Raw genomic sequence first — 24947 nt, 5'->3', positions numbered from 1 at the left:
CAAATTCCGGTCACGTGTACATGGTCTTAATGTAGCGAAAATTCACTCCATTGCAAAAAAATATTCCTGTGGTTAAAAATTGGTCGGATTGGTCGGAGATTGGTTCTGATGACAAAGAAGATCGGCTTCCTCCTGTTCCCGGGATTCCCGATGGCCTGCCTGACATCGGTGATCGAACCCTTGCGCGCCGCGAACGAGATTTCGCGCACAGCCGCCTTTGAATGGACACTGGTGGCTGAAGTGCCCGAGGCGGTCCAGTCCAGCGCCGGGATCCCGTTCGAACCGCAGACACTGCTGGAGGACGTGGAAGAGGTGGATTACCTGCTGTTGCTCGCGGCGCCCGCGGTCAAGTTTGCCGACCCGCGCAGCGCGGCGCACCTGCGGCGGCTCGGGCGACACGGTTGCACCCTTGGCGCCATCAGCGGAGGGGTGTTCCCGCTGGTCCGAAGTGGTGCGGTCACGGGCGAAAGACTGTCCGTTCATTGGTGCTATGAGGCGGCCTTTGCCACCGAATTCCCGGAAATTGCCTATAGCGACGAGGTGATCGAGGTCTCACGACGTTGCGTCACGGCCTCTGGCGCGGCCGCGGCCTTTGACCTGGCATTGGGGTTCATTGACGCGGCACTGGGGGGGCATGTGGCAACAGAGGTGGCGTGCTGGTTCCAGCACCCGATGATGCGCAAGATCGGGGTCAAGCAATCGGTGCCGGTGCATTTGACCGGCAGCATACAGGATGATCTGTCGCCCATCGTGTCCCGCGCGATCGAGGTCTTTGCCGCCGACATGTCGACACCGGTTTCCGTCGCCGAATTGGCAGAGCGGCTGGAGATTTCGCCGCGCCATCTTGAACGCAGTTTCAAACAGGCGACGGGTCAGAACCCGACCACCTATTTCCGCTGGCTCAGGATGCAGGCAGCGCGGCAGATCGTCATGTATACCAACGATGCGGTGGCGGATGTGGCCGCTGCGGTGGGCTATGCCAGCGCCAAGCATTTCACCCGTCATTATCGGGCCGAATACGGATTGAGCCCGCAGGAAGATCGCAAGCGGATCAACCTCTACAGAACCGAGGGCAACCGTCCGGTGCCCTCGGTCTGATCCATTCAGAACACCGACCGGCAGGCGGTGATCAACGCGTGATGCAGAGATCCGGCAGAACTGCGCGGACCGATCACAGACAGGGTGCGGGCATCGCGCGCAAGAACGAAACAGCCCAGGTGGTCGATGGTGGTGCGCTGCACCTCGCCGCCTTGCCAATTGCCCAGGTCAATGGCGCAAAGCCGTTCCATCATTGCCGGGTAGTCATCCCCCTTCAGGTCAAATCGGCACCAGGCATCGGTCTGTTCGGTCACGCTGGCAGTGCTGCCAAAGGCCGCGACAAGCCGATGCGCCAGGTCCTCATGCGTGGCGATGGGGGCCTCGACCATCCACTGATCCGGGCCGGTCCAGAAGGCCAAGAGCATGTCCCCGGTATGACGTGACGGGGCAGGGGCCTCTGCTCCGATCAACTCGCCAAGCGTCTTGCGGGTCGCCTCCTCGGATCCCAGCCGCGCGGCGACAGAGGCCAGCGCGACCGAGGTGACCTCGGTCAGGGTGAGCGGGCCGACATTGTCGACGCGAGGGTCGGCGGCGCCGAGCGGAGTGATGGGTTTCAGATCATGCACGGAGACGTTCCCCCTCTGGGTCGACGAAATGGGCACTGACGACTTCGACATCGTGGTCGACACCGGTCAGCGGGCTGACGAGGCGCACGACCTCGCCCAGGCGGGTATCGCCGGATTTCAGGTAGCCGATGCCGATATGGCAGCCGAGGTTCGGCGAATAACAGGCCGACGTGACATAGCCCTGGTCATGTGCCGCATCGACGGGGGCCCCCTTGGTCATCAGGTGTGCGCCTGCGGGCACCTTGTGCTCTGCGTTGACCGGCTTGAACCCGACCAGCTTCAGCGCATCCTCCTCGTTCAGGCCGGGACGTTCCGACAGGGTGGAGCCGATCGAGTCCTTTTTCTTGGACACCATCCGGCCCATGCCGAGGTTGAAGGCGGTCGTGGTCCCGTTCAGCTCATTGCCCGCCGCGTGGCCCTTTTCGATCCGCATGACGGACAGCGCTTCGGTGCCGTAGGGGGTTACGTCGAATTCCTTGCCCTCCTTCATCAGGCGGCGCATCAACGCATCGCCATAACGGGTCGGCACCGCAATTTCGAAGGCCAGTTCGCCAGAGAAGGAGATCCGGAACAGTCGCGCCCGCAACCCGCCGCAGACCGTGATCTCGCCACAGGCCATGAAGGGGAAGCCCTCGTTCGAGATGTCGAACTCTGGATCGACGATCTTTTGCAGCAGCTTGCGCGAGTTGGGACCGGCGACGGCATATTGCGCCCAGGCCTCGGTGGTCGAGATCAGCTGCACGTCCATGTCCGGGTACAGGCACTGGCGTATGAACTCCATGTGCCGGAAGACCGGAACGGCGTTGGCCGTGGTGGTCGTGACGACAAAGTGATCCTCGGCCAGTCGACCGGCGGTGCCGTCGTCCATCGCGATGCCGTCTTCGCGCAGCATAAGGCCATAGCGGGTCTTGCCCACCGCCAGCTTGGCAAAGCCGTTGGCATAGATCTTGTTCAGGAACTCTGCCGCGTCCGCACCCTGCACGTCGATCTTGCCCAACGTGGTACAGTCACAGACGCCGACCGATTTCCGGGTTTGCAACACCTCGCGGTCAACGCTTTCGCGCCAGTGGGTTTCACCGGGTTTCGGGAACCACTGCGCACGCAGCCACATGCCGACCTCGACAAAGACCGCGCCTTGTTCCTCGGCCCAGTAGTGGCTGGGCGTCTTGCGAACCGGGCGGAAATCCTTGTCCCGTGACCGGCCAGCCAGCACGCCGATGGCGGTGGGCGTGTAGGGCGGGCGGAACATGGTGGTGCCAACTTCGGGGATCTGCTTGCCCGCGACCTCTGCCATGATGGCCAGACCGGCGATGTTCGACGTCTTGCCCTGATCCGTGGCCATGCCCAGCGTCGTGTAGCGCTTCAGGTGTTCGACCGAGGTAAAGTTCTCCTGGTGGGCCAGTTTCACATCCTTGGCGGTCACGTCGTTCTGTTGGTCGACCCAGGCGCGCTTGGCGCCCTTGACGTGCCAGAAGGGGGCGACGCGCACGGGCGCGTCCTCTGCGCCTGGCAGGTCGGGCCGCGTGACGGTCAGGCCAAGGTCGCCAAGGGCCGTGGCCGCCGCGTCCTGGCCCGAGTTCAGCGCCGCATGGGTGCTGAAGGCACCAATGGCCGCGCCCGCCGGGATCAGGCCGGTCGGCATGGTGCCACCCGGCACAAAGGCGCAGAGCCTCTCGTCCCACTGGGGGCGCCCACGTTGGTGGCAGGTCATGTGGACGTTGGGGTTCCATCCGCCGGAGACGCCCAAACCATCGACAAAGAGCGTCCGGGTGCCACCGCTCGACAGCTGCACGTCAACGGATTTCAGGCCGAGCCGCCCCTTGGTGTCGACGACTTGCGCCCCGGAGAGGATCTCGTAATCCGGGCTCACCCCGGCGTCGGGGCGGGTGTCGATCACCGTGACCTTGACGCCCTTGGCGTGCAGGTCGGCGGCGGTGCGGTGGCCGTCGTCGTTGTTGGTGAACACGGCCACGGCCTTGCCCGGCGTTGCCGCCCAGCGGTTGGCATAGCTGCGCATGGCCGAGGCCAGCATGATGCCGGGCCGGTCGTTGTTCTCAAAGACGATGGGCCGTTCCGTGGCCCCGGCAGAGAGGATCGCGCGCTTGGAATAGATCCGCCACAGGATCTGGCGGGGTTTGCCGGCGGCGGGTTCCGCGACGTGGTCGCTGACACGTTCGACCATGCCATAGACGCCGTGATCGAAGGCGCCGATGACCGTGCTGCGCGGCATGACCCGCACATTGGGCATGGAGCGCAGGCGTGCCACCGCCTGCGCGGCCCAGGCCACGCCGTCCTCGTCCGCCAGCAGGCCGGTTTCGGCGTTCAGCCGCCCACCCAGCAGGAAATCCTCGTCCGCCAGGATCACGCGGGCACCGGATTCGCCTGCCGTCAGAGCCGCGGCAAGGCCAGCGGGACCGGCGCCGATGATCAGCACGTCGCAGTGCAGAAAGCCCTTGTCATAGCAGTCTGGATCCGGCTCATGCGACAGGGTGCCAAGGCCCGCGGCGCGGCGGATCATCGGCTCGTAGAGCTTTTCCCAGAAGGCGGCGGGCCACATGAAGGTCTTGTAGTAGAACCCGGCGGCAAAGAAGGTCGACAGCCGGTCGTTGATCGCCATCGCGTCCCATTTCAGCGAGGGAAAGCGGTTCTGCGAATTGGCACTCAGCCCATCGAACAGTTCCGCCGTGGTGGCGCGGGTGTTCGGTTCCTTGCGGGCGCCACCGCGGAGTTCGACAATCGCGTTCGGTTCTTCCGATCCGGCGGTCAGGGGGCCGCGCGGGCGGTGATACTTGAAAGACCGGCCCATCAGGCGCACGCCATTGGCCAGCAGGGCCGAGGCCAGGGTGTCACCGGCGTAGCCGCTGTAGCGCTTGCCGTCGAAGGTGAAGGACATGGGCCTGTTGCGTTCGATCAACCCGCCGTTCAGTCGGTTCTTGTCACTCATCTGGAGCGCCCCTCGGCCCGCGCGACATCGCGCGCCAGCTCTACCTTGGTGATTTCATGGGTGGTGGTGTCGCGGGTCACGACCAGCCAGGACCGGTCGCCCTGTTCGTGGAACCACAACTCGCGGTGCAGACCTGCCGGGTTGTCGCGCAGGTAGCCATAGTCGGTGAATTGGGCGACTGCATCCTCGGCCTGCCAGTCGGGCCGGTGGATGAGCATCGCGTCGCCCTTGTAGACGAACTCGGCAGCGTCGCGGGGGCCGAGGATGGGGTGGTCTATCAGCATGTCCGGTCCTCGCTCAGTGCAGGTTGGGCTGGTTGCCCATGCCCTTTTCGTCGATCATGTGGCCCGTGGCGAAACGATCGAAACGATAGGCTGTGGCGGTCTTGTGCGGGGTGTCGGTGGCCAGCAGGTGCGCATAGGCAAAGCCCGAGGCCGGCGTGGCCTTGAAGCCGCCGTAACACCAGCCCCCGTTGAAATAGAGCCCGTCGATATGGGTGCGGTCGATGATCGGCGAGCCGTCCATCGACATGTCCATGATGCCGCCCCACATCCGAAGAAGGCGCGCGCGGCCCAGGTTGGGGAAGATCGCCATGCCGCCCTCGCAGACGTCCTCGACCACCGGCAGGTTGCCGCGCTGCGCGTAGGAGTTGTAGCCGTCCAGGTCGCCGCCGAAGACCAGCCCGCCCTTGTCGGACTGGCTGCAATAGAAGTGGCCGGCGCCGAAGGTTATCACCCCGGGGAGGAGGGGTTTCAAACCTTCGGACACGAAGGCCTGCAGGACATGGCTTTCGATCGGAAGCCGCATCCCGGCCTTCTCCATCAGCCGCGAGGAGGAGCCCGCGACACAGGAAGCGACCTTGCCCGCGCCGATGAACCCGCGCGAGGTCTCGACACCCTTGCAGGTGCCATTCTCGATCCGGAAGCCGGTGACTTCACAGTTCTGGATGATGTCGACGCCGCGCCGGTCGGCGGCGCGGGCATAGCCCCAGGCCACCGCGTCGTGGCGGACCGTGCCGCCGCGATGCTGCGCAAGCCCGCCCTTGATCGGGAACCGCGCGTTGTTCACGTTCAGGAAGGGGTAGCGCTCGACGATCTGGGCTGTGCTCAGCAGTTCGGCATCCGCACCGTTCAGGATCATTGCATTGCCACGCCGGATGAAGGCGTCGCGCTGTGCGTCCGAGTGGATCAGGTTGAGGATGCCGCGCTGGCTGACCATCGCGTTGTAGTTCAGGTCCTGCTCCAGTCCTTCCCAAAGCTTCAGTGAGAACTCGTAGAAGGGCTCGTTTCCGTCCAGCAGGTAGTTGGAGCGGATGATCGTGGTGTTCCGGCCCACGTTGCCGCCGCCGATCCAGCCCTTTTCAAGCACCGCGATACGGGCCTGCTTGAACTCCTTGGCCAGATAGTAAGCCGTGGCGAGGCCGTGCCCGCCGCCGCCGATGATGACATAGTCATACTGCGCCTTTGGCGTGGCATCGCGCCAGGCCGGACCCCAGCCGCGATGTCCGGTGAGCGCTTCCTTGATGACCTTGAACCCTGAGTAGTGCATAGATTCGGACTCCTTTGTCCCATCTTCGGCCATACTTTGCTGCGAGTCGCTGCCCCGATCAGACAGAAATGGGCGCAAATCGGACATCCAGCCTTAAAAGTGCAGCCGGAAGTGCCAGTTGGAGGTGACCCCGTAGGGAATTTATTATTCCTGCTGGTGCAAAAATTGCGAAAATAGACTGTGAAATGTTCTTCCGCTGCCCTGCGCACATGTCGCGGGCATTTCGGTGTGACCGGGAGGCGGGAAATCGGACATGAAAATGCCGGGACCACGCGGGGCAGGGCCCGTTGTGATCCCGGCAAAGGGGGCTGCGGTCAGTCGCGACGGGAGCGAAAGGCGCCGCGTGCCGCAGGTGGGTCCGGGGCGTGATGCCCCGGACGCCATTCGGATCAGTTGCGCAGGTAGACTTCCATGCTGTCGTCCAGCGCGTCTTTCCAGGGCGTATGGTGCACGGGCGCCATCGTTCCGGTCATCACCGACTTGTAGCGGTTGTTGCGGAAGCCCATGATGTCCTCTGCCTTGTGCTTCTTCCACTCGTAGAAAGCCTGGCAGGCACCGTCGATGTCGAAGCTCGGGTAGTCGGTTTCGGCCACCAGTTCCTCGATGTAGTCGGCCTGGTAGCGGATCGCGTATTTCACGTCGTCATCCGCCTCTTCGCGAGCTTCGCGTTCCTTCACATCGGCCTGCATCTCTTCTTTCGAGACCTTGGACAGGTCGATCTTGCCGAGGATCGCGTCACGCACCCACCAGGCCTGCGCGTCGAACATGTTGAAGGTGAACCACTGGTCCTGCATGCCAAGGTAGAACATCTTGGGATTGGGGACGTAGACCACGCCTTTGTAGAGGTCGGCGGTGGCCAGGCGGTTGGCGGTTTTCAGGCGCAGGTCGTCCGGCAGGAAGTTGAAGTAGTGCTTGTAGCCGGTGCAGAGGATGATCGCGTCGACGTCGCGCGTCGTGCCGTCCGAGAAGTAGACGGTGTTGCCGCTGACCTTCTCCATCGCCGGCTTTTCTTCCCAGTTGTCGGGCCATTTGAAGCCCATCGGGGCGCTGCGGTAGCAGGACGTGATCGACTTGGCGCCATATTTCCAGCACTGCGAACCAATGTCCTCGGCCGAATAGGACGCGCCGACCACGAGGATGTCCTTGCCAGAGAATTCGCGCGCGTCGCGGAAGTCGTGCGCGTGCACGAGGCGGCCGTTGAATGATTCGAAGCCTTCGTAGTAGGGCACGTTCGGTGTCGAGAAGTGGCCCGACGCACAGATCACGTGGTCGAAGTCTTCGGAGTAGACGTGGTCTTTTGCGTGGTCATGGACCGTCACGGTGAACTTGCCCGTGTCATCATCATAGCTGACCCAGCGCACGGCGGAATTGAAGCGGATCCAGTCCCGCACGCCGGCCTTCTGCACGCGGCCTTCGATATAGTCGAACAGGACGGCGCGCGGCGGATAGGACGCGATCTGCTTACCGAAGTGTTCCTCAAAGGAATAGTCCGCGAATTCAAGACCTTCCTTCGGGCCGTTGGACCACAGGTAACGATACATCGAGCAGTGAACCGGCTCGCCGTTTTCGTCCAGCCCGGTCCGCCAGGTGTAGTTCCACAGCCCGCCCCAGTTGTCCTGTTTGTCAAAGCACACGACCTCGGGAATCTCTTCACCCTTGTCCGCGGCTGACTGGAACGCACGAAGCTGGGCCAGTCCGGACGGGCCCGCTCCGATGATCGCGACGCGTTTCTTTGTCATGTCTGTCTCCCATGTATGATAGGCATCAATTGGTTCTTTTTGGTTGAACCAAATGTGGCCATTGATCCTGCCTCCTGTCAATAATTTTTCACCTTAGGCAACAAATTTCCCGTGAGATAAAGAAAATCATGTTTTGAGATAGGCGGTTTGAGTGGTAGCAATTGGTATGCTCAACTCCAGCTTCGCTCATCGTATCGCTGTCACATCCATGTTCCCCTCTGACAGGGTGGGCATGACCGAGCCTGTCAGCATCGGTTTTCTGGCCCCTTTGAGCGGTCCGGTCAGTTCCTGGGGCTTGCCGGGGCTCAACGGGGTGCAACTTTGGGCTGAATGGTTGAACAAGGCGGGTGGCATCCTGATCGGCGGCCGCAGGTACCCGTTGCGAATCGTTCCCTTCGACTGCGGCTACGAACCCGAACGGGCGATGGAGGGCGCGCGCCACCTTGTTCTGAGCGAGCAGGTCAAGCTGCTGATGATGCTGGGCGGGGATACCTTTACCCCGCTGCGCAACTTCCTGACGGAAAACCGGGTCCTGACCTCGACGCTCTTGCCCAGCGACCTGTCGCCGGACACGCGCTATCTGATTGCGCCGTCAGAGGTGCACCCGGTCTACAACGTGACCGGGGTCGAGTGGCTGGCCCGGAACGAACCGCACCGCCGCCGCATTGCCATGTGCAGCCAGAAAGACGCGCTTGGCCTGCCGTCGACCGCCACCTATCGCGCGGCGTTCGAGGCGGAGGGCCTGCCGGTGGTCAAGGACATCCAGTACGATCCCGAACAGACCGACGTGGCTGAAATCGTCGGGCCGATGCTGGCGGCGGAGCCGGACGTCCTGTGCTGGTGCACGAGCTACACGCCGATGGTGCACGCGATGACGGAATACGCCTACGAACAGGGGTTCAAGGGGCGCATCCTGTCCTGCACGCTGGACAACTACGAACGCATCGTCGCCCGCACGTCCGAGACGTTCATGGAGGGCACGCTGTTCCAGTTCCCGGACTTCGACGACCCCAAGCTGGCGCGCAAGGCCTTCTTTTTCAACAAGCCGAGCGCCTTCTTCAAGGAATACAACGCCCGCTATCCCGGCACATGGAGCGCGGTGAGCTGGGAATATGTCGCCATCCTGGAAATCTGGCACGCCGCGGTGGAAAAGGTCGCCTCGGTGAACCCGGTCTCTGTCCTGACCACGATGAAACAGATGGAGCCCGTCACCCATGCCTTTGGCCCCGCGCGCTGGTGGGGCGAGCACATGTTCGGCATCGACAACGCGCTGATCGGTGACTGGCCCGTGGTGCATCTGCGTGAAGGCCGCGCCCGGATCGCCGAGTTTCTCTCGGTCCCCGACTGGCTGGACCGGCACGAAGAGTTGCTTCGTGATCACATGGGCAGAGTCGGACAGCTCTGGCAACAACGGGTCGAAATGGGCGAACACCAGACCGGCCTGACGGCGCGCGAGATCATCGACTGACAGGGCAGGGACCCGGCGCGGCGCCGGGGTCAGCCCTCGTGCAGGAACAGCTTTTGTTCTTCCACAAGGTGCAGCTTGGTGATCTCGACCGCCGCTTCGACGTCGCGCGTGGCGATGGCGTTGAACAGAGAGTTGAACCGCGACTGATAGCTTTGGATTCGTCCGGGCGTCAGGTGTTTGCGCATCAGCGCGGTGCGAAAGCTCTGGCGGCAGACCTCGATTGTCAGCTCGTAGCAGGCCTCGAGCAGGGGGTTGCGGGTGGCCCGCGCGATCGAGCGGTAGAACTCTTCCTCGCAACGGATGAATTCGTTGAGGTCGGTGCGCACCGTCTCGATCTGGGCCACCACCTGCGCCAGCCCGTCAAGATCCTTGGGGGTCATGTTCATCACCGCCATGCGGGTCATTTCCGGTTCGATGATTGATCGGACGATCAAATGGTCCAGCGGGCTGGTGCGCTCGCCGACCGATCCGGGCATCGGTGCCTCGGCGCGATGCGACTGGTAGGTGACAAAGCTGCCGCTGCCCTGCCGGCGGCGGATCAGCTCACGGCTTTCCAGCACGTCCAGCGCCTCGCGCACGGTGTTGCGCGACACGCCCAGTTCCGCAGCGAGCGCGCGCTCGCTGGGCAGGCGCGAGTCGGGCGGGTATTCCCCTGACTGGATGCGCACCAGGAGTTTGTCGACCACGATGCGCACGGTTTCCCCGATGGTGTGATCGGGGGTGACTTCGGCATTTCTGGTGTTCGGCATCTGTTTGTCCGTCGGGGCTGTCCGGCTGTGCTTGTGCAGCATGGTATGACATGGGTTCAACCCGGCACAAGCTGCGTCGAATGCAAAAAAGGCCCCGGCGCGACGTCCGGGGCCTTTCCTTGGGGGTATGGCGTCAGCCGCGCGGGACATTGTCCGCATGGGTGACGACATCCGGTTCCAGATCCCAGTAAAGCTTGTCCAGGCCGTCGATCTGGTCTTCATCGTCGATCCGCAACCCGACGGTGGCCTTGAGGATCACCGACAGGATCAGAGCGGTCACCGCGCCGGTGCCAAGGCATGTCACGATGCCGACAAGCTGCATCACCAGCGAAATCTCACCGTGCTGGAAGGCATAAGCACCTTCCTCGATGCCCAGGTAGCCGCCGCGCGGGGTGCCCGCCTTGAACAGGCCCAGGCTGATCATGCCCAGCGAACCGGCGCCAATGAAGAGTGGGAACAGCTTGTGCTCGTCGATGCCGCGCTTGAGCGTGAACTCGTAGACGATGTAGGCGGCGAACGGTGCAGCAAGGCCGAGGAGGAAGGCCTGCCAGGGCATGTAGACGTCAAAGCCCGAGGCGCCCGCGACGTAGCCCGCAAGCGGACCCAGCAGGGTGTAGGCGTAGTTGCCCGACTTGTAGGCCAGGATCATGCCGGTGATCGCGCCACCCGCCCAGACTAGGGCGTAGTTGTTCAGGGCCACGCCGACGCTGGTCTCCGCCATCGTCACGCTGACCGCCAGGGCCTCGGGATCGAAGAAGAACAGGCAGGACAGGATGACCATCGGCAGGCCGGCAAAGATCATCAGCAGGCCGGGCGCGCACAGGCCGATGCTGGGCGCCAGGTAGGCCGACACGCGCGGGTGCGGTTCCATCATGCCGGGGCGCTTGCCCAGCATCGGGGTGAAGACCAGCAGCATGCCCGCCGGGAACATGTAGACGAAGCCCACGCCAAAGAAGTCGTGGAAACCCATGTTGGTCAGCGGACCGACCGATCCCCAAGTCGCAAAGCTCAGCCCCGAGGAGACCACGGTGGCGACCACGCAGGTGATGTAATAGGCCGACGGCTTCATCCGCTCGGAGACCGAGAAATGCAGCAGGATGTTGATGATCCCCGCGAAGACCGCCAGGAAGAAGATGAAGATCTGGAAGGTGTTCAGCCCCGGAAAGACCGCGGGGTCGACGTCATGGGCGTGCACGTTGGTCATGGCGCCGCCGATCCACCAATCCTTGATGGAATCCATCATGGTGCCTTCGACCATGATGTAATACTGCGCCGCCCAGAGGCCGAAGCCGATCACATAGTAGGTGGCGAACCCCAGGAAGAAGCCCAGGGTTTTTTCAATGGTGGAGTTGAACAGGTTCTTGCGCCGGGCGGTGCCCGCGTCGATCAGCAACAGCCCCACGACGACCAGGATCGCCCCCACCGTGCCAGAGGCGTAAAGAACGTTCTGGACCAGTGAATTCAGTGTGACTTGTTCGGCGTATATTGCGCTTACGTCGAGTGACATTTCGTCTTCCCTCTTGGACTATGTCTTGTTCCGGTCTTTCTTGGCCGGCTCACTTGGCTGACACCGAAAAACACGACGGAAGACCAATGCCAGCGAGCTTGGAACCATTTTGAACCACATTTGCGGTTGGATGGACCTGTCGATATGATGACGGAAAATTGGCACTTTTCAAACAAAACATTCACCCAAGAGAAACAAATTTTCTAACATGGGGTGGTGGGCTTGGTGGAAATTGCCGGGCTTCAATGCATCAAATACATAAAATAACAATATAATATAGTATGTTACAAGACTATGCCTGAATAGTCAGCAGCTTCGCCGCCCATCAGAAAATTGGTCCATTCGGTGGCGCTTCTGGTCCAGGTGGGAGGGTCGAAAGGTGCCATTTCGCACTGGGCGCCCGGCGAGAGACGGCTGACTGGTTGCCAAAGATGTGCCGAAAAACAGGGATTTGCCGGTAGGAAACCGTTCACAGCCCCAGGTTCAGAGGTTGGCGTATTATTGGTGCGCGGAACGGGGGCGGTTTGCCGGAAAAACGGGCCCCGGCACCGCTATTGGTTGTGCCAGCCCCTGTCTGCGACCGGTTTGCAGGCCGCCCGGCGGCCTGTCCAGCCATCTGCAAGCCGCCAGAGAATCATGATCGGGCGGCCGTTTTGCTGGTCTGGCACCGACCCCGCGCTGCATCATGGGCGTGATGCCGAAAGCCCTCCGGAAGACCCGCGCAAGGTTTCCGGAGTTTCCAAATCCTCCGGACCGGGCAGGCTGGCGGGGCAAGAGCTGGGGCACCGGGGGATCTCCTCTGAATCGAGAAGATCGTGCCAAAAGTCGGAAGCGTTGCTTACGTCAAGCGGCGCCGGCCCGCCGGGGCGGGCCGACGCGTATCAGACGTCCAGTTCGACGGCGCCGATGGGCTTGGAACAGCAGGCGAGGATATAACCCTCCTCGATGTCGTCCTCGGAGATGCCGCCGTTGTGGACCATGTGCACGTCGCCAGAGGTCTTCCTGACCTTGCAGGTTCCGCAAACGCCAAAGGTACAGCCCGACGGGATGACGATCCCGGCGCCACGGGCGACAGCCAGGACTGTATCCGTTTCGGTGCAATCCGCCGTGACCTCGGAGCGGGCGAAGGCGATGCTTGCGCTGGCCTCCTCGTCCGGGATGACGTCGTCATGCTCGGGCAGCTGCTCTTCTTCCTTGACCGGCGCGGTAAAGCTTTCCTGGTGGTAGTGATCCATGTCGCAGCCAAGCGCGATCAGCATTTCGCGCACGGCGTTCATGAAGGGCTCTGGCCCGCAGCAATAGATCTCACGCTCCAGGTAATCGCCCGCGATCAGGCCGATCATCAGCTGGTTCAGCCGCCCGCGCAGCCCGGTCCAGACCCGGTAGGGGTCATCCTCCTCGACGATGAAAAACAGCTTGAGCGACGGCACGCGCGACGCCATCTGTTCCAGCCGCTGACGCGCGATGATGTCTTGCGGGCGGTGGGCGCAATGCACAAAGGTGACATCGATGTTGGTGCCACGGTCGTAGAGATAGGTGGTCATCGACAGCGAGGGCGTGATGCCGGACCCGGCGGAGATGAACAGGTATTTCTTCTGCTCCTTGCGCGGCAAGGAAAAGATGCCAGCGGGGCCGATTGCCTTGATCTTCATCCCCGGTTGCAGGTGGTCCAGCATCCAGCGTGTGCCGACACTGCCCGCCTGCGCCTTGACCGTGACCGCGATGGTCAGCGGCCGCGACGGCGAGGAGGAGATCGTGTAGGTGTTCCAGACCGTGCCACCGGGAACCGGCAGTTCCAGCGTCAGGAACTGCCCCGGATCATAGCTGAACTGCGCGCCCGAGGGGGCGACGAAGCTGAAGGTCGCCGTGTTCGGTGCCTCGGGCACGACCGCACAGCAGATCAACGGCTCTGCGTCGGTCCAGATTCCGTCATCCGCCGAGGCGGTGAGGTCCATGTCCAGTCCCATGTCCTTACTCCGCCGCGATCGGGGTGACGCCGCCGGTGATCGCGCGGATCATCGTGTTGGCGTACCAGTCGACGAACTGGATGTTGCCGCCTTCGTGGGTCGGCGAATAGGGGCCGGGGTCATAGGCGGGCGAGAGAATGCCGCGCTGGTTGTTCTCCACCACCTCGCGGTCCTCGTAGTTGGTCGCGATCCAGACCTCTGTCAGGCGCTTGAGATCGTAGTCCTGGCCTTCGACCGCATCCTTGTGGACCAGCCACTTGGTGCAGACCTCGGTTTCCGTCGCGCTGATCGGTGTGACACGGAACAGCAGGACGTGATCGGACAGGAAGTGGTTCCAGGTGGCGGGATACTTGAACTTCAGCAGCGATCCGGCGTTCCGGAAGGGCAGGTTAGAGTTGGGTTTCGTCACGGCGACTTTGCCGTCCATCGTATAGCTTTCGCCGGCGTCCAACAGCGGCGTGCGGACGAAGCGCCAGTCGCCCAGCCCCGACATCTTGAAGGCCGATGGCGCGCCCGCCGCCTCGCAGCGGTCTCTGTGCTCTTTCTGCAGGCTGGAGAGTTCGCCGCTTTCCTCGTTGCCGATGGCGCGGGGGTCCTCGGGGAAGGTCCGGCACAGCGAGGGGTGGTTGCCCGAGCAATGGTAACACTCGCGGTTGTTTTCCCAGACCAGCTTCCAGTTGCCCAGCTCGACGATGGTGCTTTCATAAGCGACCTTGGAATTCTCAAGATCGTGCGGCGCCAGGTAGCGCGCGGTTTCCGCGGCCAGTTCGTCGATGGCGGGGGCGTTGTCGGCGAGGCAGATATAGACCATGCCCGACAGGTTGCGGCAGTGCACCTGCTTCAGCCCGTGTTTCGAGGCGTCGAAATCGGGACCCATGTCGCGTGCCCAGAGCAGGCGCCCGTCCAGCTCGTAGGTCCACTGGTGGTAAGGGCAGACCAGCTTGGGTCCGGTGCCCTTCTTGGTCTTGCACAGAACAGATCCGCGGTGTCGGCACGAGTTGTGGAAGGCACGGATTTCGCCGTCGTTGCCGCGCACGATCACGACCGAATAGGCGCCGATCTCATGCACGATGTAGTTGCCGGGCTTGGGGATCTCGCACGAAGGGATCGCAAAGAGCCATTCACGGTACCAGATGCGGTCCATGTCGGCCTGGAACACGCCCGGATCGCAATACAGCTCCTGTGCGAGGGAGTAGTCGGGCTTTCGGCGCATCAACGTCGAAAGAACATCGGATTCGCGCAGCATTCGGCACCTTTTCTGCTGTGTGCCCGCCCTGCGGCGGGAGAGTGGTCGCGTTGCAATGTCGATAAGGTCGGCGAGTCGGCGGACCGCCCCCGTGCCTCTTTCCCCGCAATCGCACGAGGCGGTTTCCGCCACGTCGAGAATTGCGACTCTGCATATCGAATTTGCGACCGGAGGCGGTCAGCCCCGCGGATTCAGCAGGATGCCGACGGCGGGCAGATCCTCTTGCGGGGTGGCCTGGGCCTTGCGGTATTCGCCCGGGGCAAAACCCCGTTCCGCCTTCAGCACACGCGCCAGGTGGGTGCCGTCGCAGAACCCGGTGGCCAGCCCGATCTCGGCCACGGGATCATCCGTGCCGCGCAGTTTCTGCAAGGCGCGGTCCAGCCGGATATCCAGGTAGACCTTCGAGGGCGGCTGTCCCAGATCGGCCAGGACCCGGCGTTCCAGCGTCCGCCTGCCAACCCCCAGCTGCCGGGCGAGGGCGGAAATCGACAGCGGCACCTCGATGTTCTGCTGCATGCGCAGGATCGCCCGTTTCACCAGATCGTCCTTTGGCGTGCGTGCCGTCTGCTGGCCGGGCTGCGCCTCGTCCCCGCGCAGGGCCTCGTCGATCATCATGATGTTGAGGCTCTTGATCGCAGCGGACTGCCCGACATGGCGTGAGACAAGGAAGGCGGCCAGATGCGCCGAACCATGCCCGCCCGAACAGGTCAGCCGGTCCCGGTCGACGACAAAGATCTGGTCAGAGACCGGCTGTACCGCGTCGAAGCGGTTGACGAAATCCTGGTGGTGGAACCAGCTGACGCAACACCGGTAGCCGTCTAGCAACCCGGCCTCGTGCAGTAGGAAAACCCCGGTACACAGGCCCACCACAGGCGTACCGGCCTCGGCCTGTGCGATCAGAAACGCGTTTTCCGCCCGGCTCAGCGCGGGTTTGTCGCTCATCACCCCGCCGACAACCACGATATAGTCGAACCGACCCGCCCGTCGCAGCGAGGTGTCCGGGGTGACGCGCACGCCGCAACTGGACCGGACCGGGGTCATCGTGTCCGACAGGACCGCCCAGTCGCAGAGGATCGGTCGCGACATGTCCGCCTCGTCCGCGGCCAGTCGCAGTACGTCGACGAAATTGGCGAAGGCGGACAGGGTGAAACTGTCGGCCAGCAGAAAGGCGACGCTCAGCCGCTTGCGCGGGGCGGGGGCGGGCGGTGTCGATCCGGTGCGTTCGGGCATGGCGCAAACCTGCAGGTTGGATGGCGCAATCATACCGACGTGACACGCCGGACGCCAGTAGGGCTGCACGGCAGTATTCCCCAGAGGTGCCGACCATGACCCATTTCAGTGCCTTCAGCCTGCTGAAGAACGCCTTGACCGGCCACAAGGCCTGGACCGAGCAATGGCCCGACAGCCAGCCCAAGAAAGAGTACGACGTGATCATCGTCGGCGCGGGCGGTCATGGTCTGGGCGCAGCCTATTACCTGGCGAAACAGCACGGCATCACCAATGTCGCGGTGATCGACAAGGGATGGCTGGGGGGCGGCAACACCGGCCGCAACACCACGATCATCCGCTCGAACTATCTCTATGACGAGAGCGCAAAGCTCTACGATCACGCGGTAGACCTGTGGGAGAACCTCAGTCAGGACCTGAACTACAACGTCATGTATTCGCGTCGCGGCGTTCTGATGCTGGCGCACAACGTGCATGACGTCCAGAGCTTCAAGCGGCACATCCATGCCAACCGGCTGAACGGCGTCGACAACCGCTGGCTGACGACGCAGGAGTGCAAGGACTACTGTCCGCCGCTGAACATCGCACAGAACGCGCGTTACCCGGTCATGGGCGGCGCGCTGCAGGAACGTGCCGGGACCGCTCGCCATGACGCGGTGGCCTGGGGCTATGCCCGGGGCGCGGCCATGCGCGGCGTCGACATCATCCAGAATTGCCCGGTGACGGCGATCCGCCGCAACGCCGATGGCTCCGTCGCCGGTGTCGAAACCGCCAAGGGCTTTATCAAGGCCAAAAAGGTGGCGGTCTCCGCCGCCGGGCACACCTCTGTCGTGATGGAGACGGCAGGCGTGCGTCTGCCGCTGGAAAGCTACCCGCTGCAGGCGCTGGTGTCTGAACCCATCAAGCCGATCTTCCCCTGCGTGGTGATGTCGAACGCGGTGCACGCCTATATCAGCCAGTCCGACAAGGGCGAACTGGTCATCGGCTCGGGCACCGACCAGTACACCAGCTATTCCCAGCGCGGGGGGCTGCCGCTGATCGAACACACCGTGGCCGCGATCACCGAGGTCTTCCCGATCTTCAACCGCATGCGGATGCTGCGGAAATGGGGCGGCATCGTGGACGTGACGCCGGACCGGTCCGCCATCATCTCCAAGACGCCGGTCGAGGGGCTCTATGTCAACTGCGGCTGGGGCACCGGCGGGTTCAAGGCGACGCCCGGCGCGGCGCACACCTTTGCCTGGACCGTGGCCAAGAACGAACCGCACCCGATCAACGCACCTTTCACGATGGAACGGTTCCGCACCGGCCGCCTGATCGACGAGGCCGCCGCTGCGGCTGTGGCTCACTGAGGATATCGAGATGCTTCTGATCCATTGCCCCTATTGCGAAGAGACGCTGCCCGAGGCCGAGTTCACCTATGCTGGCCAGGCACATGTCATCCGCCCCGAAGATCCCTCTGGCCAGAGTGACGATCAGTGGCAGGAATTCCTGTTCATCCGCGCCAACCCCAAGGGGCCGCACTATGAACGCTGGCGGCATTTCCACGGTTGCGGACGGTTCTTCAACGCCGTGCGCGACACCGTCTCGGACAAGTTCCTGACCACCTACAAGGCGGGTGCCCCGCGCCCCGACCTCTCCAGCCTTACGGAGGGCCTGAAATGAGCCAGTTTCGCGTAGCGGGCAAGGGTCGCGTCGACACCGGTCGGCCCGTCACCTTTACCTTTGACGGCACGTCCTACAAGGGCGCGCAGGGCGACACCGTCGCCTCGGCGCTCTTGGCCAATGGCGTGCACCTGATGGGTCGGTCGTTCAAGTACCACCGCCCGCGCGGCGCCGTGGCGGCAGGCTCGGAAGAGCCCAACGCCCTGATCGGCACCCGCCGTGGCAAGGGCCGGTTCGAGCCGAACACCCGCGCGACCGTGCAGGAAATCTGGCAGGGGCTGGAGACGACCTCGCAGAACAAGTATCCAAGCCTGAAATGGGACATCGGCGCGGTCAATGACGCCGCCTACATGCTGTTCTCGGCGGGCTTCTACTACAAGACCTTCATGTGGCCCAAGAATTTCTGGCACAAGGTCTACGAGCCCTTCATCCGTGCCGCTGCCGGCCTGGGTGTGTCCCCGACCGAGGAAGACCCGGACCACTACGCCTCGCGCTACCTGCATTGCGACGTGCTGATCGTCGGTGCCGGTCCTTCGGGTCTTGCCGCAGCGCGCGCGGCGGCCGTGGACGGGCTGAAGGTTGTCCTGGTCGATGAAAACCCGGAGGCAGGCGGCACGCTGCTGTCCGAGCCCCAGACGCAGATCGACGGCAAACCGGCCTGGGACTGGCTGGCGACCGAGATCGAGGCGCTGAAGGGGCTTGGCGTCCGGGTCATGACCCGCACCACGGCCATCGGCTATTACCACCAGAACATGATAGGCATGGTCGAAAAGCTGACCGACCACTTGCCCGACCTGCCCGCGGACACGCCGCGCGAACGCATGTGGCGGGTGCGGGCCGGTCAGGTCGTGCTGGCGCAGGGCGCGCTGGAAAAGCCGCTGGTCTTTCACGGCAACGACCGTCCCGGCGTCATGCTGGCCGGGTCCGCCCAGACCTACCTGAACCGCTACGGCGTCCTGGTGGGCAAGAAACCCGTTGTCCTGACCGCGCATGACTCTGCCTGGTACGCGGCCTTCGATCTGGCCGATGCGGGCGCCCGTGTGCAGGCGATTGTCGATACGCGCGACACCGTGCGCGACGATCTGCTGGCCGCTGCGCAGGAACGCGGCATCAAGGTCAAGCTGGGGCACACGGCCACCGGCACCACCGGGCGGTTGCGGGTCAACTCCCTGCGCGTGAACCCGGTCAAGGGCGACGCGGTTGGCGCGGCCTATACCATCGCCTGCGACGCGGTGCTGATGTCGGGCGGCTGGACGCCCTCGCTGCACCTGTTCTCGCACACCAAGGGTTCTCTCACCTGGGACGACGACCTGACCACCTTCCTGCCCAAGGACACGCCCGAGGACTGCGTGATCGCGGGCGCAAGCCGGGGTCTCTGGGGCATCGAGGCGGCGCTGAACGATGGGGCCGAAAAGGGGCGTGAGGTGGCCGCGGCACTGGGCAAGGCGCCTGCCGAACTGGCCTATGCCGTCGAGGCGGACCGGCCCGGCACCGGCACCACCCACAAGGAACTGCCGACCGACCGCAGCCCGGGCAAGGCCAAGGCCTTTGTCGACTACCAGAACGACGTCACCGCCAAGGACCTGCGCCTGGCCGTGCGCGAAGGCATGCGCTCGATCGAACACGTCAAGCGCTATACCACCAACGGCATGGCGACCGATCAGGGCAAGATGTCCAACATCAACGGGTTGAACATCGCCGCCGACGCCCTCGGGAAAAAGCAGCCGCAGGTGGGGCTGACCACCTTCCGGCCGCCTTATACGCCGACCTCTTTCGGGGCTTTCGCCGGCTATCACCGGGGCGAACATTTTGAGGTGACGCGCAAGACCCAGATCGACGGCTGGGCCGAGGAAAACGGCGCGGTGTTCGAGCCGGTCGGCCAGTGGCGCCGCGCCTGGTACTTCCCGAAAACGGGCGAGGACATGGAGACCGCCGTGCGCCGCGAATGCGTCGCAACGCGGGCCAGCCTCGGCGTCTTCGATGCCTCCACGCTGGGCAAGATCGAGGTCAAGGGCCCCGATGCGGTCGAGTTCATGAACCGCATGTACACCAACCCCTGGACCAAGCTGGCGCCGGGCCGCTGCCGCTACGGGTTGCTCTGCGGCGATGATGGCTTCATCCGTGACGACGGTGTGATCGGGCGCCTGTCGGAGGATTGCTTTCACGTCACCACCACCACCGGCGGCGCGGCGCGCGTGCTGAACATGATGGAGGACTACCTCCAGACCGAGTGGCCCGAGCTGAACGTCTGGCTGACCTCGACCACCGAACAGTGGTCGACCGTCGCGCTGAACGGCCCCAACGCCGCCAAGCTGCTTGGCTCGCTGGTCGCGGGTGTGGATCTGACCGACGAGGCTTTCCCGCACATGTCCTGCGTCGAATGCACCGTTGCGGGCATGCCCGCGCGACTGTTCCGCATCAGCTTTACCGGCGAAATCGGGTTCGAGGTCAACGTGCCCGCACCGATGGGCCGCAAGCTGTGGGAGACGCTCTGGGAGGCCGGTCAACAGTATGACATCTGCGCCTATGGCACGGAAACCATGCACGTCCTGCGGGCCGAAAAGGGCTATATCATTGTCGGTCAGGACACCGATGGCACTGTCACGCCCTATGACGCGGGTATGGGCTGGGCCGTGGGCAAGAAAAAGCCCGACTTCGTCGGCATGCGCGGGCTGGCACGGCCTGACCTGGTGGCTCCGGGGCGCAAACAGCTTGTCGGCCTGCTGTCAGAGGACCAGTCGAAGCTGGAAGAGGGCGCGCAGATCGTGTTCGACCCCAACCAGCCGCTGCCGATGACGATGGTGGGGCATGTGACTTCCTCCTATCACTCTGACGCGGCGGGCCGTCCCATCGCGCTGGCGCTGGTCGAGGGTGGGCACGACAAGATGGGCGAGACCGTCCATATCCCGATGCCCGACCGCACCATCGCGGCCAAGATCACCTCGACGATCTTCGTCGATCCCGAAAACGCCCGTCTGAAGATCTGAGGAGCCTGTCATGAACGCACCGATTTCCTCTTTCACGCCCTCGGTCCTCGCAGAAAGCGCGGCGGCGCGGGTCAGTCTTGCCGCGCCGTGCGCGCGACTGTCCCTGCGGGTGCGCGGTGACTTTGCACCGCTCAACACGGCTCTGGGGCTGACACTGCCCACCCGGATAGGTCAGCGCGCCCAATCGGGCGAGACCCAGGCCCTGTGTCTTGGACCCGACGAATGGATGCTGCAGGCGCCCGAGACGCTGGCGCCGGGCACGCAAGCAGCCTGTGACGAGGTTTACGGCACGCTGCCGCACAGCCTGGTCGACGTTTCGGGGCGTGAGGTCACCTTCGAGATCAGCGGGCCGCGCGCCGTGGATCTGCTGACGCTGGGCATGCCCCGCAATCCCGACAGCATTGCCGTGGGCGAGGGGCGGCGGATCAACTTTGACGGGGTGACCGTTCTCTTGTGGCGCGATGGCGAAAGCGCGTTCCGCATGGATGTCTGGCACAGCTTCGCGCCGCACGTGCTGCACCTGCTGGAAACCGGTGTCCGCGAACTGGCCGCCGAGGCGGCCTGATCGGGGAACCGGCGATCTGAGAAACAGAAGAGGGCGGCCCCGGGGGCCGCCCTTTGCATTTTTTGGTGCACCGCCATGGTATCCTCAGGGTTCTTCTGATGGCTTGGCGAGATGGCTTAACATGCCCGCCTTGCTGGACGGGGCCACCTTCGGAAATCAGGCGGCGCAAAGGCCGGCAATGTGTTGCAGAGGTCCGGGACAGCGGGCAAGCTCGGGACATGTCGATACGGGTTGCCACCATTGCAGATGTCGAAGCATGGGCCGCGTTGCGGGTCCTGCTTTGGCCGAATACGCCGCTGGACGAACACCGGGACGAAATCGCAGAGATGCTTGCGTGCCCCAGCGGGGGTTGCATCGCCTTCCTTGAGGAAGATGGTCCAAATGGTCTCCGTGCCTTCGCGGAGGCCGCGTTGCGCCGAGACCACGTAAATGGATGCGAAACGATCCCCGTCGCTTTCCTGGAGGGGATCTTTGTGCGCGCGGCGCATCGCGGCAATGGGCTTGGTGGTCAGTTGTTGCAGGCCGTCCGATCATGGGCGCGAGATATCGGATGTTCCGAGCTCGGGTCCGACGCGGATCTCGCGAACACGACAAGCCATGCATTCCATGCGGCGACGGGGTTCGAGGAAACGGAACGCGTCGTCTTTTTTCGAATGCGCTTGTAGGCCAGCTTTTCCGCCACGCCGGGGCGGGGATATATGGGGCCGTGATCATGCTGCCCCTCGACAGGCAAAGGGCGGCCCCCCGGGGCCGCCCTTTGTGTATGCTGGTCAGTTGGCCTTTTGGGGTGCGGGCACCCCAAAAGGCCAGTCGTCAGATATCCTTCACCAGCCGCAGCGCGTCATAGATCGCCGCGTGCGTGTTGCGGGCGCTGACGGCGTCCCCAATGCGGAACAGCTGGAAACCGTCCGCCGGGCCGCGGGTCACGGTCTGCGTCTGGCCGTCGATCAGCGCGTCGTAGTCCACGGCCCCACCATTCGAGGACAGCGGTTTCAGGTCGAAATAAAGCTCGTCCATCGGCAAGGTGCCATAGTTCACCACCACCTGATCATAGCGCTTCTCTGTCCTGAGATCGCTGTAATCCGTGCCGATCACGGCTTTCAACTCGTTGCCGTCGCGCAGCACGTCCAGCAGGCGGCGGGTGACGGTGAAGGTCACGTCCTTGTCCTGCAGGGCGCGCATGTAGGGCACCAGGTTCATCGCCATGATATCGGGCGCAAAGGTCCGGTCCGGGGTCATCACCTCGACCGTGGCACCGGCATTGGCGGCGACCTCGGCAGCCATCAGCCCCGGGTGATCGCCGCTTTCGTCGTAGATCAGGACGTTCTGGCCGGGCTTTACGTCGCCCGCGATGATATCCCAGGCGGAGGCGACCAGATCCTGCTCCTTGCCGCTCTCGAAGAGTTCGGTGTTGGGCATGCCGCCGGTGGCGACGATGACCACGTCCGGGTTCAGCGCGGTCACGTCCTCGGCCTCGGCCCAGGTGTTGAAGTGGAACGCGACGTCCCGCGCCGCGCATTGGGCCATGCGCCAGTCGATGATCGAGATCATCTCGCGCCGGCGCGGGTTCTGCGCGGTCAGGCGCACCTGGCCGCCGGGATCGGGCTGGGCCTCGAGCACCGTCACATCGTGGCCGCGCTCGGCGGCGACGCGGGCGGCCTCAAGACCGGCAGGACCGGCGCCAACGATCACCACCTTCTTGCGGTCGGCGGCAGGCGCGATCGTGTGCGGCATGGTCAGCTCGCGTCCGGTGGCGGGGTTGTGGATGCACAGCGCCTCACCCGCGCCATAGATCCGGTCGAGGCAGTAGGTCGCGCCAACGCAGGGGCGAATATCGTCCTCGCGCCCCTCGATGATCTTCTTCACCACATGCGGGTCGGCCATGTGGGCGCGGGTCATGCCGACCATGTCCAGCAGGCCAGCCGCAACGGCGTGGCGCGCGGTGGCCACGTCGGGGATCTTGGCGGCGTGGAAGGTGGGCATTCCGGTGGCCTTCTTGACCGCGCCCGCAAAGTCGAGGTGCGGCGCGTTCTTCATGCCCTGCACCGGTATCACGTCGGTCATCGCCGGATCGGTGTGGATGCGGCCGCGAATGACGTTCAGGAAATCGACCTTCCCCCCGGCGGCAAGCCGTTTGGAAATCTGGATGCCTTCCTCGGGGGTGATGCCACCGGCCTCGGCCTCGTCGGCGGTATAGCGCAGGCCGACGATGAACTCATTGCCCACCCGCTTGCGGATGCCGTCCAGCACGTCGTTCAGCAATTGCATCCGGGACTCGAGCGTCCGGCCGCCATAGGGACCGTCGAGGTCATTGGTGAGCGGCGACCAGAACTGGTCGAGCAGGTGGCCGTAGACCTGCAGTTCCACCCCGTCCATGCCGCCCGCCTGCATCCGTTCGGTCGCATCGGCGAAATCGGTGATGATGCGCTCGATGTCCCAGTCCTCGGCCAGCTTTGGAAAGGCGCGGTGCGCGGGTTCACGGTGCTTGGAGGAGGAAACAGAAGGCAGCCAGTCGCCCTTGTTCCAGGCGGTGCGGCGGCCCAGGTGCGTCAGCTGGATCATCACCGCGCTGCCGTGTTCGTGGCAGGCATCGGTCAGGTTGCGGATCCACGGCACGACCTCGTCCTTGTAGGCCAGCACGTTGTTGAAGACCGGGGGGCTGTCCTTGGACACGGCGGCAGAGCCGGCCGTCATGGTCAGGGCCACGCCCGCCTTGGCCCGTTCCGCATGATAGGCGGTATAGCGGTCCTTGGGCATCCCGTCCTCGGGGTAGGCCGGTTCGTGACTGGTGGTCATGATGCGGTTGCGCAGCGTCAGGTGCTTGAGCTGGTACGGCTGCAGAAGGGGATCGTTGGACATGGGGCCTCCGCTGTTGACGAGGCAGCGATGCCCTGAATGTTCACTTGTGTCAAGTTTGTGTTCACACATGTCGAGTTTTCTTGTGGCGCCCCGGTCCTGCTGCTAGAAGGTTCGCCATGACGCAGGATACGGACGAGAAACCGAAAGGGTGGCGGGGATCGCGTGAGCTATGGCTCGATGCGGCGCGCGAGGCCTTTATCGCCTCGGGCATCGACGCGGTGAAGATCCAGCCGCTGGCCAGTCGGCTTGGCCTGTCGCGGACCAGTTTCTACTGGTTCTTCGACGACAGGGAGGCCCTGCTGCAGGCGCTGCTGGATGACTGGGACAAGATCAACACCCGGTGTCTCGTCCAGGCGACAGAGGCCTTTGCAGAGACGATCACCGAGGCGGCGCTCTCGGTGATCGGGATCTTTCTGCCCGGCGGCGGATTCGAGCCGCGTCTGGACCTTGCGGTGCGGGGGTGGGCGCATCAGTCCGATACCATTGCGGCAAAGGTGAACGCCACTGACGACCTGCGTCTTTCGGCCATTCGGAGGATGTTCGAGCGCTTCGGATTCGATCCGGGCGAAGCTGACGTTCGGGCGCGCACGATGTACCTGGTCCAGATCGGGTATATCTCGATGCAGGTACAGGAGGACGTCGGCCTGCGCCTGGCGCGGATTCCCAACTATGTGAAAGCCTTCACCGGCCAGGCGCCGGACCCGCGCGAACTGGCGCGCTTCGGGGCGAAACACGGGGATGCCGATCTGGCCGGGTAGACCACATCGCGGAAGGGGCCCGCGAAAATAGATTCCCAGCCGCAGGGGGACGCA

19 protein-coding genes are annotated in these 24947 nt (G+C 63.8%); 8 read left to right on the top strand and 11 right to left on the bottom strand.

Features of this window, described 5'->3' with window-relative positions; translation table 11 throughout:
- Positions 1-108: 108 nt before the first annotated feature.
- On the top strand, positions 109-1098 hold the full coding sequence (locus tag KZZ07_RS14925; RefSeq protein WP_219515272.1) for a GlxA family transcriptional regulator: 990 nt from the start codon (positions 109-111) through the stop codon (positions 1096-1098).
- Between the two features lie 5 nt (positions 1099-1103).
- On the opposite strand, the gene KZZ07_RS14920 is transcribed toward KZZ07_RS14925, so the two are convergent.
- From KZZ07_RS14920 to KZZ07_RS14900, 5 genes are all read right to left on the bottom strand, one after another.
- On the bottom strand, positions 1104-1664 hold the full coding sequence (locus KZZ07_RS14920) for a sarcosine oxidase subunit gamma (protein ID WP_219515269.1): 561 nt from the start codon (positions 1662-1664) through the stop codon (positions 1104-1106).
- A complete protein-coding gene (locus tag KZZ07_RS14915) occupies positions 1657-4608 on the bottom strand; it encodes a sarcosine oxidase subunit alpha family protein (RefSeq protein ID WP_219515267.1) in 2952 nt (983 codons plus the stop codon). Before KZZ07_RS14915 ends, KZZ07_RS14920 begins: the two co-directional genes overlap by 8 nt.
- Positions 4605-4892 carry a sarcosine oxidase subunit delta gene (locus KZZ07_RS14910; RefSeq protein WP_088715353.1) on the bottom strand — a complete coding sequence of 96 codons (288 nt, stop codon included), beginning with the start codon at positions 4890-4892 and terminating at the stop codon, positions 4605-4607. Before KZZ07_RS14910 ends, KZZ07_RS14915 begins: the two co-directional genes overlap by 4 nt.
- 13 nt (positions 4893-4905) lie before the next feature.
- Entirely contained in the window at positions 4906-6156 is a 1251-nt protein-coding gene (locus KZZ07_RS14905) for a sarcosine oxidase subunit beta family protein (RefSeq protein WP_088715354.1), read from the bottom strand.
- 389 nt (positions 6157-6545) lie between these two features.
- Entirely contained in the window at positions 6546-7895 is a 1350-nt protein-coding gene (locus KZZ07_RS14900) for a trimethylamine monooxygenase (protein ID WP_219515265.1), read from the bottom strand.
- A gap of 166 nt (positions 7896-8061) precedes the next feature.
- On the opposite strand from KZZ07_RS14900, the gene KZZ07_RS14895 reads away from it, so the two are divergent.
- A complete protein-coding gene (locus tag KZZ07_RS14895; RefSeq protein WP_219515304.1) occupies positions 8062-9363 on the top strand; it encodes an ABC transporter substrate-binding protein in 1302 nt (433 codons plus the stop codon).
- A gap of 29 nt (positions 9364-9392) precedes the next feature.
- Here KZZ07_RS14895 and KZZ07_RS14890 read toward each other — a convergent pair whose 3' ends face one another.
- From KZZ07_RS14890 to KZZ07_RS14870, 5 genes are all read right to left on the bottom strand, one after another.
- Entirely contained in the window at positions 9393-10112 is a 720-nt protein-coding gene (locus tag KZZ07_RS14890) for a FadR/GntR family transcriptional regulator (RefSeq protein WP_219515263.1), read from the bottom strand.
- Positions 10113-10245: 133 nt separating this feature from the next.
- Positions 10246-11619, bottom strand: coding sequence for an ammonium transporter (locus KZZ07_RS14885; protein ID WP_219515261.1), 1374 nt, complete (start codon positions 11617-11619; stop codon positions 10246-10248).
- 881 nt (positions 11620-12500) lie between these two features.
- Positions 12501-13586, bottom strand: a complete 1086-nt coding sequence (locus KZZ07_RS14880) for an FAD-binding oxidoreductase (RefSeq protein ID WP_219515259.1) — start codon at positions 13584-13586, stop codon at positions 12501-12503.
- A 4-nt stretch (positions 13587-13590) separates the two neighbouring features.
- Positions 13591-14832 (bottom strand): aromatic ring-hydroxylating oxygenase subunit alpha, encoded by a 1242-nt coding sequence (locus KZZ07_RS14875; protein WP_219515256.1) that lies wholly within the window; start codon positions 14830-14832, stop codon positions 13591-13593.
- Between the two features lie 177 nt (positions 14833-15009).
- Positions 15010-16062 (bottom strand): GlxA family transcriptional regulator, encoded by a 1053-nt coding sequence (locus KZZ07_RS14870; RefSeq protein WP_219515253.1) that lies wholly within the window; start codon positions 16060-16062, stop codon positions 15010-15012.
- Between the two features lie 95 nt (positions 16063-16157).
- Here KZZ07_RS14870 and KZZ07_RS14865 point away from each other — a divergent pair, with 95 nt between their 5' ends.
- The 5 genes from KZZ07_RS14865 (at position 16158) to aac(6') (ending at position 21941) form a co-directional block, all read left to right on the top strand.
- On the top strand, positions 16158-17411 hold the full coding sequence (locus KZZ07_RS14865) for a sarcosine oxidase subunit beta family protein (RefSeq protein WP_219515251.1): 1254 nt from the start codon (positions 16158-16160) through the stop codon (positions 17409-17411).
- 10 nt (positions 17412-17421) lie between these two features.
- Entirely contained in the window at positions 17422-17724 is a 303-nt protein-coding gene (locus tag KZZ07_RS14860) for a sarcosine oxidase subunit delta (RefSeq protein ID WP_219515250.1), read from the top strand.
- Positions 17721-20711 (top strand): sarcosine oxidase subunit alpha, encoded by a 2991-nt coding sequence (locus KZZ07_RS14855; RefSeq protein ID WP_219515248.1) that lies wholly within the window; start codon positions 17721-17723, stop codon positions 20709-20711. The genes KZZ07_RS14860 and KZZ07_RS14855 overlap by 4 nt, the downstream gene beginning before the upstream one ends.
- 10 nt (positions 20712-20721) lie before the next feature.
- The gene (locus KZZ07_RS14850; RefSeq protein WP_219515246.1) at positions 20722-21276 is read left to right on the top strand and encodes a sarcosine oxidase subunit gamma; all 555 of its coding nucleotides are present in this window, start codon (positions 20722-20724) and stop codon (positions 21274-21276) included.
- Positions 21277-21494: 218 nt separating this feature from the next.
- On the top strand, positions 21495-21941 hold the full coding sequence (aac(6'), locus tag KZZ07_RS14845) for an aminoglycoside 6'-N-acetyltransferase (RefSeq protein WP_219515244.1): 447 nt from the start codon (positions 21495-21497) through the stop codon (positions 21939-21941).
- A gap of 148 nt (positions 21942-22089) precedes the next feature.
- Here aac(6') and KZZ07_RS14840 read toward each other — a convergent pair whose 3' ends face one another.
- Complete coding sequence (locus tag KZZ07_RS14840) at positions 22090-24135, bottom strand: NADH:flavin oxidoreductase (RefSeq protein ID WP_219515242.1); 2046 nt, start codon at positions 24133-24135, stop codon at positions 22090-22092.
- A 116-nt stretch (positions 24136-24251) separates the two neighbouring features.
- On the opposite strand from KZZ07_RS14840, the gene KZZ07_RS14835 reads away from it, so the two are divergent.
- Positions 24252-24893 carry a TetR/AcrR family transcriptional regulator gene (locus KZZ07_RS14835; protein ID WP_219515240.1) on the top strand — a complete coding sequence of 214 codons (642 nt, stop codon included), beginning with the start codon at positions 24252-24254 and terminating at the stop codon, positions 24891-24893.
- Positions 24894-24947: the final 54 nt, after the last annotated feature.

The sequence above is a fragment of the Mameliella sp. CS4 genome (genome assembly GCF_019392335.1).
Classification (GTDB): Bacteria; Pseudomonadota; Alphaproteobacteria; order Rhodobacterales; family Rhodobacteraceae; genus Antarctobacter.
This window is presented reverse-complemented; position numbering and strand designations above follow the sequence as displayed.

Bases quoted from the DNA above. Each gene is read 5' to 3' on its own strand.
- KZZ07_RS14880 (WP_219515259.1), bottom strand. From the start codon at position 13,586: ATGGGACTGGACATGGACCTCACCGCCTCGGCGGATGACGGAATCTGG.
- KZZ07_RS14890 (WP_219515263.1), bottom strand. From the start codon at position 10,112: ATGCCGAACACCAGAAATGCCGAAGTCACCCCCGATCACACCATCGGG.
- KZZ07_RS14860 (WP_219515250.1), top strand. From the start codon at position 17,422: ATGCTTCTGATCCATTGCCCCTATTGCGAAGAGACGCTGCCCGAGGCC.
- KZZ07_RS14865 (WP_219515251.1), top strand. From the start codon at position 16,158: ATGACCCATTTCAGTGCCTTCAGCCTGCTGAAGAACGCCTTGACCGGC.
- KZZ07_RS14915 (WP_219515267.1), bottom strand. From the start codon at position 4,608: ATGAGTGACAAGAACCGACTGAACGGCGGGTTGATCGAACGCAACAGG.
- KZZ07_RS14840 (WP_219515242.1), bottom strand. From the start codon at position 24,135: ATGTCCAACGATCCCCTTCTGCAGCCGTACCAGCTCAAGCACCTGACG.
- KZZ07_RS14855 (WP_219515248.1), top strand. From the start codon at position 17,721: ATGAGCCAGTTTCGCGTAGCGGGCAAGGGTCGCGTCGACACCGGTCGG.
- KZZ07_RS14895 (WP_219515304.1), top strand. From the start codon at position 8,062: ATGCTCAACTCCAGCTTCGCTCATCGTATCGCTGTCACATCCATGTTC.
- KZZ07_RS14905 (WP_088715354.1), bottom strand. From the start codon at position 6,156: ATGCACTACTCAGGGTTCAAGGTCATCAAGGAAGCGCTCACCGGACAT.
- KZZ07_RS14910 (WP_088715353.1), bottom strand. From the start codon at position 4,892: ATGCTGATAGACCACCCCATCCTCGGCCCCCGCGACGCTGCCGAGTTC.
- KZZ07_RS14925 (WP_219515272.1), top strand. From the start codon at position 109: ATGACAAAGAAGATCGGCTTCCTCCTGTTCCCGGGATTCCCGATGGCC.
- KZZ07_RS14875 (WP_219515256.1), bottom strand. From the start codon at position 14,832: ATGCTGCGCGAATCCGATGTTCTTTCGACGTTGATGCGCCGAAAGCCC.
- KZZ07_RS14885 (WP_219515261.1), bottom strand. From the start codon at position 11,619: ATGTCACTCGACGTAAGCGCAATATACGCCGAACAAGTCACACTGAAT.
- KZZ07_RS14835 (WP_219515240.1), top strand. From the start codon at position 24,252: ATGACGCAGGATACGGACGAGAAACCGAAAGGGTGGCGGGGATCGCGT.
- KZZ07_RS14900 (WP_219515265.1), bottom strand. From the start codon at position 7,895: ATGACAAAGAAACGCGTCGCGATCATCGGAGCGGGCCCGTCCGGACTG.
- KZZ07_RS14870 (WP_219515253.1), bottom strand. From the start codon at position 16,062: ATGCCCGAACGCACCGGATCGACACCGCCCGCCCCCGCCCCGCGCAAG.
- KZZ07_RS14850 (WP_219515246.1), top strand. From the start codon at position 20,722: ATGAACGCACCGATTTCCTCTTTCACGCCCTCGGTCCTCGCAGAAAGC.